The sequence below is a fragment of the Streptomyces sp. NPDC006510 genome, assembly GCF_040611955.1.
GTDB lineage: Bacteria > Actinomycetota > Actinomycetes > Streptomycetales > Streptomycetaceae > Streptomyces.
This window is the reverse complement of the sequence record NZ_JBEXPH010000307.1, coordinates 1-6,944: the sequence shown is the minus strand read 5'-3', so window position 1 is coordinate 6,944 and position 6,944 is coordinate 1. Positions and strand designations below refer to the sequence as shown.

7 protein-coding genes are annotated in these 6,944 nt (G+C 70.5%); 4 read left to right on the top strand and 3 right to left on the bottom strand.

The genetic code is table 11. The annotated features are described in order from the left end of the window. Positions 1-1,323 (bottom strand): BTAD domain-containing putative transcriptional regulator (locus ABZY11_RS41780; RefSeq protein ID WP_356484180.1); only part of this gene is annotated, 1,323 nt, incomplete at its 3' end. A 594-nt stretch (positions 1,324-1,917) separates the two neighbouring features. On the opposite strand from ABZY11_RS41780, the gene ABZY11_RS41775 reads away from it, so the two are divergent. Both ABZY11_RS41775 and ABZY11_RS41770 read left to right on the top strand, forming a co-directional pair. Continuing rightward, the gene (locus tag ABZY11_RS41775) at positions 1,918-3,282 is read left to right on the top strand and encodes a helix-turn-helix domain-containing protein (protein WP_356484179.1); all 1,365 of its coding nucleotides are present in this window, start codon (positions 1,918-1,920) and stop codon (positions 3,280-3,282) included. Positions 3,283-3,463: 181 nt separating this feature from the next. Next, positions 3,464-4,390, top strand: coding sequence for an ornithine carbamoyltransferase (locus ABZY11_RS41770; RefSeq protein WP_356484178.1), 927 nt, complete (start codon positions 3,464-3,466; stop codon positions 4,388-4,390). Between the two features lie 244 nt (positions 4,391-4,634). Here the strand turns inward: ABZY11_RS41770 and ABZY11_RS41765 are convergent, their stop codons facing one another. Beyond that, complete coding sequence (locus tag ABZY11_RS41765; protein WP_093549323.1) at positions 4,635-4,847, bottom strand: MbtH family NRPS accessory protein; 213 nt, start codon at positions 4,845-4,847, stop codon at positions 4,635-4,637. Between the two features lie 141 nt (positions 4,848-4,988). Further along, positions 4,989-5,270, bottom strand: coding sequence for a hypothetical protein (locus tag ABZY11_RS41760; RefSeq protein ID WP_356484177.1), 282 nt, complete (start codon positions 5,268-5,270; stop codon positions 4,989-4,991). A 261-nt stretch (positions 5,271-5,531) separates the two neighbouring features. On the opposite strand from ABZY11_RS41760, the gene ABZY11_RS41755 reads away from it, so the two are divergent. Both ABZY11_RS41755 and ABZY11_RS41750 read left to right on the top strand, forming a co-directional pair. Continuing rightward, positions 5,532-5,984, top strand: a complete 453-nt coding sequence (locus ABZY11_RS41755; protein ID WP_356484176.1) for a cobalamin B12-binding domain-containing protein — start codon at positions 5,532-5,534, stop codon at positions 5,982-5,984. Continuing rightward, positions 5,981-6,944: methylaspartate mutase (locus ABZY11_RS41750; protein ID WP_356484175.1), on the top strand; the 964-nt coding region annotated here is incomplete at its 3' end. The genes ABZY11_RS41755 and ABZY11_RS41750, both read left to right, overlap by 4 nt.

Sequence of the window (6,944 nt, the reverse complement as noted above, 5' to 3'; positions counted from 1 at the left end):
GCTGCCCGGGTGCAGCGCCAGCGTCGAGAACGCGTTCCGGCACTCCTCGTCCAGGGCCTGGTAGGACAGGCGCAGGGTGGCGGAGACGCTGCGGGCGCCCGAGCTGAGCTCGTCGAGCCTCCGGGTCTCGTCGCGCAGCCGTTCCGCCAGGTACTGGAGGGTCCAGCGCGGGCGGTTGCGCAGCCGGGCGGTGGCGATCCGCAGGGCGAGAGGGAGGTGGCCGCAGAGCCGGGCGATCTCCTCTGCCGCCTCGGGCTCGGCGGCGACGCGCTGGGCCCCGAGGGTCTCGGCCACCAGCATCGCGCTGTCCTCGGGCGGCATTACCCCGATGGAGATCCACCGGGCGCCGTCCAGATCGACCAGCCGGGCCCGACTGGTGACCATGACGAGGGAGCCGGGGGAGACGGGCAGCAGCGGACGGATGGCGGCGGCGTCGGCCGCGTTGTCGAAGAGGATCAGCAGCCGCTTGCCGACCAGGGTGGCACGCCACAGAGCCGTACGGGCGGGCACGTCGTCGGGGATGAGATTGCCCGGGACGCCGACCGCCCGCAGCAGACCATCGAGCGCGATGCCCGCGGTCACCGGCTGGTCGCCCGGCGTGTGTCCGCGCAGATCGATGTGGAGCTGCCCGTCCGGGTACTCCGGTGCGAGCCGGTGCGCGGCCCGCACCGCGAGCGAGGTCTTGCCGCAGCCGCCCATGCCGTCGATGGCCACGATCTGGGGTCCCTGCTCACCGCCGGCCTCGGCGCCGCGCAGGATCTCGGCCAGTTCCCGGTCCCGCCCGGTGAAGTCCGCGAGGTCGTACGGGAGGGTGCTCGGGGGCTCCGCGGGCAGTGCCACGGCCACCACAGGGGCGGCCGCCGGCCCCGGTCCGGCCAGGTCGGGGCTCTCCCGCAGGATTCCCTCGTACAGCTTGGTCAGATTGGGGCCGGGATCGATGCCGAGTTCCTCGGCGAGGAGTTCGCGCACCTTGCCGTACTCGTCCAGGGCCTCGGCCTGCCGCCCGGATCGGTACAGGGCGATCATCAACTGGCCGCGCAGGGACTCGCGCAAGGGGTGCTGCTGGACCAGTTCCCGTAGTTCGACGACGAGTTCGGCGGCCTCGCCGAGTGCGAGGTGGAGTTCGAAGAGCTGTTCCGCGGCGGTCAGCCGGCGCTCCTCGATGGAGGTCGACGCCGCCTCGATGACGGGACCGCCGCCGCCCGACAGAACAGGTCCCCGCCAGAGCGCGAGAGCGCCGCGCAATATCTCGGCCGCTTCGGCCGTACGGCCATCGGATGCCGCGAGCTTCGCTTTGCGTATCAGTAGGCCAAATTCGGCCACATCGATTTCACATTGTTCCTGCGCGACGCGATAGCCGGGCCCGTCGGTGACGAGGACGTCGGCGCCCCCGGGGATCCGTCTTCGGAGATCCGCAACTGCCTTGCGCACTTGGTGGGGTGCCGTTGTCGGCGGTTCCTCGTCCCAGGCCGCCTCGACCAGCCGGGAAACCGGGAGAACTTTTCCGGGCTCCAGAAGCAGAGTGGCCAGAACTCGCTCCTGTATGACTCCGCCCAATCGCAGTCGCGTCCCGTTGGACCAACCCTCTATCGGACCAAGAATGTTGAAGCGCAGCCGAAACTCTTCCGCAGTTGACACGCATCCTCCCCCTCAGCTCTGCGCACCCGCAGCGCCTTCCCCAGCGCGAGGCGATCGTAGCCCCTGCCGGGAGGAACTCGCGGTACTGCACCGGGAAGAGTTCGGGAATGGCTCGATGGAGTCTGTTCATCGACGGCAGGCCTTCGCTGCCACGGAGAGTGCGGCGTACGGAGCGTGAGCGGACCGGAAAGATCCCGCTCGGGCCGTGCGTTCCGGGCACTCCTGGGCGGCCGGTTAACCGGCATTGCGTTTTCTGAGCATGTGGAGACCGAGGAGACAATGATGAATTCCCAGCCCTCACCCGGGCTCGACGTTCTGCTGCAGAATGCGCGCAGGCGGGCGGGACTCACTCAGGAACAGCTCGCCGGGCTTTCCACGGTGAGCGTACGAGCCATTCGCGACCTGGAACTGGGGCGGGTCCTGCACCCGCGCAGGGAAACACTGAAGCTCCTCGCCAATGCCATGAGACTGAGCGACGCGCGACGCGTCGAGCTCGAACTCGCCGTCGATGCAAAGGCGGCGGGGCGCGTCTTCCAGGACATCTACGGAGCGGGCCTGGCCACACCACCCCCTCCGCTGCGCCCGCTGATCGGACGGCGCCCCGAACTGGAGGCGCTGACAGCCCGGTTGCGTACGGATCACGAGCGGCTGCTGACCCTCGTGGGGCTGCCGGGAGTGGGGAAATCGCGGCTCGCCCAGGAGGCCGCCTCGGTGATCCACGCCCGGGACCGGGTTCCGGTGCTGTGGGTCTCCCTGGACGACCCCGCCGAGACCGCCGGAGCGGCCCCCAGCACCCCGCAGTCGACCGTGACCGGATGGGTGCGCGCACTCGTCCGGGACGGCGAGGAATTCGAGGAACTGGCCGCGCTCATAGGGTCCAAAGCGACCTTGATCGTCCTGGATGGTCACAATGCGTCACCATCCGTCACCCCTCGCCTGCTGAGTCTGCTGCACGCCTGCGAGCGCCTGAAAATACTCACCACCACCGACCGGCCGGTCCAGCTGCCCGGCGGGCGGCTGCTGCCGCTGGCCCCGCTCGCGGTGCCGACCGCCGCCGATCTCGCCGCCGAGGCGGTGGGCGGCTCCCTCGTCGCGGACCGGCACGCCGTCGAGCTGACGCTCTCTCATGTCAGTTATATGCGGCCCGACTTCCTCCCCACGGACTCCGTCGTCACCACCGTGGCCCACATCTGCCGGGCCCTGGACGGCATGCCGCAGGCGCTGGAGGCCGCGGCCTCGTGGCTGCTGCTGTACTCGCCCCAGCAGCTCCTGGACATCGCCCGCACCACACCGCTGGTCCTGCTCGACGGGGTCACGCCCGCCGATCCCGCCGCCGGCCCCACCCTGAGCGAGCGGCTCACCGCCGCCGTGACCGGGCTCGACCCGCAGGCCGCCGCGCTGCTCCGCACACTGGCGACGATGGAGGACCCGTGGACGGTGGACGGCGCAGCGCGTGCCTGCGGAACCTCGCTGGCCGCGACCGCCCGTGATGTGCACGCCCTGCTGGTACGCGGCCTGATCCGCCGGCTTCCCACCACGGCGGGCGACCCGGTCGGCTTCACCGTGCTCAACCTGGTCCGCGCGGTGCTCGACGCGGAGCAGGAGACGGTGCCCGCCGCTCTCGCCGCCGCCCTGGCCGAGTGAGGACCGCCCCACCGGGAAGCGCGGGCAGCGTCGGCCGCGCCGGTCGCGCGGTAGGCCCCACGCGCTTCGCGCCCGGGGAGTCCTCGCACCTCCCTCCGTGCCCCTCCGACACCCTCACACCACCTCGTTCCCCATTCCATCGCCCCACCCCGTCCTCGCCCTCGTGAAAGGCACCCCACCCATGCGCAACCTGATCTCCCTCGCCGACCTCACGCCTGCCGAGCTGGACCACCTCGTCCGGCGTGCCGTCTCGTTCGGCCGGGACGGAATCGTGCCGAAGCCGCTGGCCGGACGCCAGGTCGGTCTGTACTTCCGCAAGTCCTCGACCCGGACCCGCACCTCCTTCTGGAGCGCGGCGACCCGCCTCGGCGCCGATGTGATCACCTTCGGTCCGAACGAGCTGCAGCTCACCACCGGCGAGACGGTCGAGGACACCGCCCGGGTCCTCGGGCAGTACCTGGACGCCCTCGTCGTTCGCACCAACGGGGACGTGGAGGAGATCAGGCGGCTCGGCAGCAGCGAGGACCTGGCCGTCGTCAACGCCCTGAGTCTGGACGAGCACCCGACCCAGGCCATCGCCGATCTCGCCACGCTGGCCGAGGAGTTCGGCTCGCTCGACGGTCTGCACCTGCTCGCCGTCGGCGAGGGGAACAGCTCGGGCGCGGCCCTCGCCCTCGCCGCCGCCCTCACCCCCGGCCTGCGCCTCACCCTGCTGTGCCCGCAGGGGTACGAGGTACCCAAGGAGACCCTGGACCTGGCGGCCGAACTCAGCGGCGGCAAGGCCCTGGTGAGCCAGGTCGTGACGGCCGACGAGGTCGAGGGCCCGGTGGACGCGGTGTACACCAGCCGGTGGCAGACCATGGGGGTGACGAAGGAGAACCCCGACTGGCTCAAGGACTTCGACGGCTTCCAGATCAACCGCGCGTTCCTGGACCGCTTCGCCGGCCCGCGCACCGTCTTCCTGCACGACCTGCCTGCGGTCCGGGGCGAGGAGGTCACCGACGAGGTGCTCGACGGCCCGTCGAGCCGGGCCTGGCGGCAGGCCCACCACAAGATGACCGCCGCCGCCGCGGTGCTTGAGTGGTGCGTACGCGGCATCCAGGACTGACCGCCCGCCCCTCCCGGCTCCTGGCAGACATGGGTTCACGACCAAGACCGCCCATGTCTGCCAGGAGCCTCGTGCGGTCCGCCCCTCCGCCCCTCCGTTCCTCCTGTTCCTCCTGTTCCTTCTGTGCAGGCCACACCGCTGCACCGCACCAGCCCCGCCCCGTTCCGGTCTTCACGCGAAAGGGCGGGTGCGGGCGCGTATCGCGCCTCGCACCCGCCCTACCGGAACGGGCGAGCCGATGGGTTCAGCCACCCATGGCCGCAACGACCGAACGCGGCCGCATATCGGTCCAGTTCGCCTCGATGAATTCACCGCATTCCTGCTTGCTGCCCTCGTCCTTCACCAGTTCCCAGCCCGCCGGCTGCTGGATCCGGGCCGGCCACAGCGAATACTGACCCTCTTCGTTGGCCAGCACTACATAGCGGCCCTGGGAGTCCTCGAACGGGTTGGTTGCCATGATTTCCACCTCGGTTGGACGAAGTTGTACGTGAAGTCGTCAGGTGTGCCTGAGTTTTCCGGCTGAAACAAAGCCTAGGAGTCGCGGACCGGTCCGCCGGGCAGAAGTCCAGGCAGATCGGCGGCACCACGGACCGCGGGATCAGGTGAGCACCCGGGCCGTGCGATGCGCGTACGTGAGGGCCACCCCGGTCGCCACGGTGGCCGCGCGCACCGCGCCGAGCGCCTCGCGCACCAGCTCCGAACGCTCCACCGGCATCACCTCGCCCCCGGGCTGACCTGCGCGGACGATGTTCACCGCGGCTTCGAGCACGGCGACCTGCGCCTCGCCGAGCGCCTCTCGCCGGTCGACCCGTTCCCGTACCTCCGCCAGGACGTCCGCGAGCACGTCCGCCGGACGGACGCTGTGGCCGGTCTCTGCCATGTCATGACTCCTCGGTCGTTCGCCGGCGGTGTGCACGGGGCCGGGCGCTGAATTCTGCGGGTGCAGTGCGGTCAGTCTCACGCCCCGTCGACCGCCCGGCACCGGACTGTCGCTCAACTGCTCCTCTGCTGCCGCTCAGTTGCCGCCGGTGACGCCGGAAAAGGCTCCGGAGCGAATCTACGGTTGTGGCCGAAAGGAAGTTCCGGGCAAGCCTGGGCCTCTTTCTCCCCTTGTCATCCAATGATGTGGACGAAGCGAACAATGAAGCCTGCGGAATGGGCGGCTCGTCATCGATCCGGGCCGCTGGATGTTGTTGTCACCGGACTGCAATCCGATGCGCACACCTGGAATCTCATCTACATCCAATTGCTGCTCGAAGACCTCGGGCACAAGGTCGTCAATCTGGGTTCCTGCGTGCCCGGGGACGAGATAGTCGAGTCCTGCTGCAAGTTCCAGCCCGACCTACTGGTCGTCAGCAGCGTCAACGGGCACGGCTTCAACGACGCCGAGCCGCTCATCGGGGCCATCCGGTCGCGCTGGGAGCTGACCGGCCTGCCCGCGGTCATCGGCGGCAAGCTCGGCGTGTCCGGGGACGGGGAGGAAGAGGCCGACGCCCTGATGAGGGCCGGGTTCGACGCGGTCTTCCAGGACGGCGTCGACCTCGCCGCCTTCGAGTCCTACGTCGACTCGCTGCCCAAGGAGGTGGAACGATGACCGCGACGGTCCAGGAGGCGGCTCCCGTCAGCCGCACCACCGTGCACCGGCGACCGCTCTCCTTCGGCCGCTTCGTCGCCAGGGCGCAGGCCCGCGGCACTCTCGTGGTGCAGCCCCGGATGGGCTTCTCCGACCCCGCGCTGATGAGGGCCGGCCTGCTGGCCACCAAGGGAGCGGCCGACGCGGTCGTCGGCACCATGACGATCGACAGCTACACCCGGGTCAACGACGAGCCGTCCGCGGCCCGTGCGCTGAACAGCGGCGTCCCGCTCAACGGATTCCCCCTCACCTCCTACAGCCCGCACACCTCACGCTGGGTCCTCGACGGTGTCCGCGACGCGGGCTTCCCGGTGCAGATCCGGCACGGATCGGCACGCCCCCAGCGCATCGTGGCCGCACTGGCCCGGCTCGGCCTGGACGCGACGGAGGGCGGCCCGGTCTCCTACTGCCTGCCCTACGGACGCACCCCGCTCCTGGACTCCGTACGCAACTGGCGGGAGAGCTGCGACTTCCTGGCCGGACTGCGCGGCACCGGGGCGGAACCGCATCTGGAGACCTTCGGCGGCTGCATGCTCGGCCAGCTGTGCCCGCCCGGACTGCTCGTCGCGATCAGCGCGCTGGAGGCGCTCTTCTTCCACCGGGCGGGGCTGCGCAGCATCTCGCTCAGCTACGCCCAGCAGACCAACGCGGACCAGGACCGCGACGCGATGCACGCGCTGCACCGGCTGGCCGGCGAGTTCCTGCCGGACACCGACCGGCACATCGTCCTCTACACCTACATGGGCCTCTACCCGCAGACCCGGCACGGCTCCCTGGAGCTCCTGGAACGCTCGGCCGAACTGGCCGTGGAGACCGGGGCGGCCCGGCTGATCGTGAAGACGGCGGCCGAGGCGCACCGCATCCCGACCGTGGCGGAGAACGTCGAGGCCCTGCGGGTCGCCGCGCGGGCCGCCGCCCGGC

Excerpts from the sequence above, each read along its gene's own strand:
- ABZY11_RS41775 (WP_356484179.1), top strand. The coding sequence starts at position 1,918 with ATGATGAATTCCCAGCCCTCACCCGGGCTCGACGTTCTGCTGCAGAAT.
- ABZY11_RS41770 (WP_356484178.1), top strand. The coding sequence starts at position 3,464 with ATGCGCAACCTGATCTCCCTCGCCGACCTCACGCCTGCCGAGCTGGAC.
- ABZY11_RS41755 (WP_356484176.1), top strand. The coding sequence starts at position 5,532 with ATGAAGCCTGCGGAATGGGCGGCTCGTCATCGATCCGGGCCGCTGGAT.
- ABZY11_RS41765 (WP_093549323.1), bottom strand. The coding sequence starts at position 4,847 with ATGGCAACCAACCCGTTCGAGGACTCCCAGGGCCGCTATGTAGTGCTG.
- ABZY11_RS41760 (WP_356484177.1), bottom strand. The coding sequence starts at position 5,270 with ATGGCAGAGACCGGCCACAGCGTCCGTCCGGCGGACGTGCTCGCGGAC.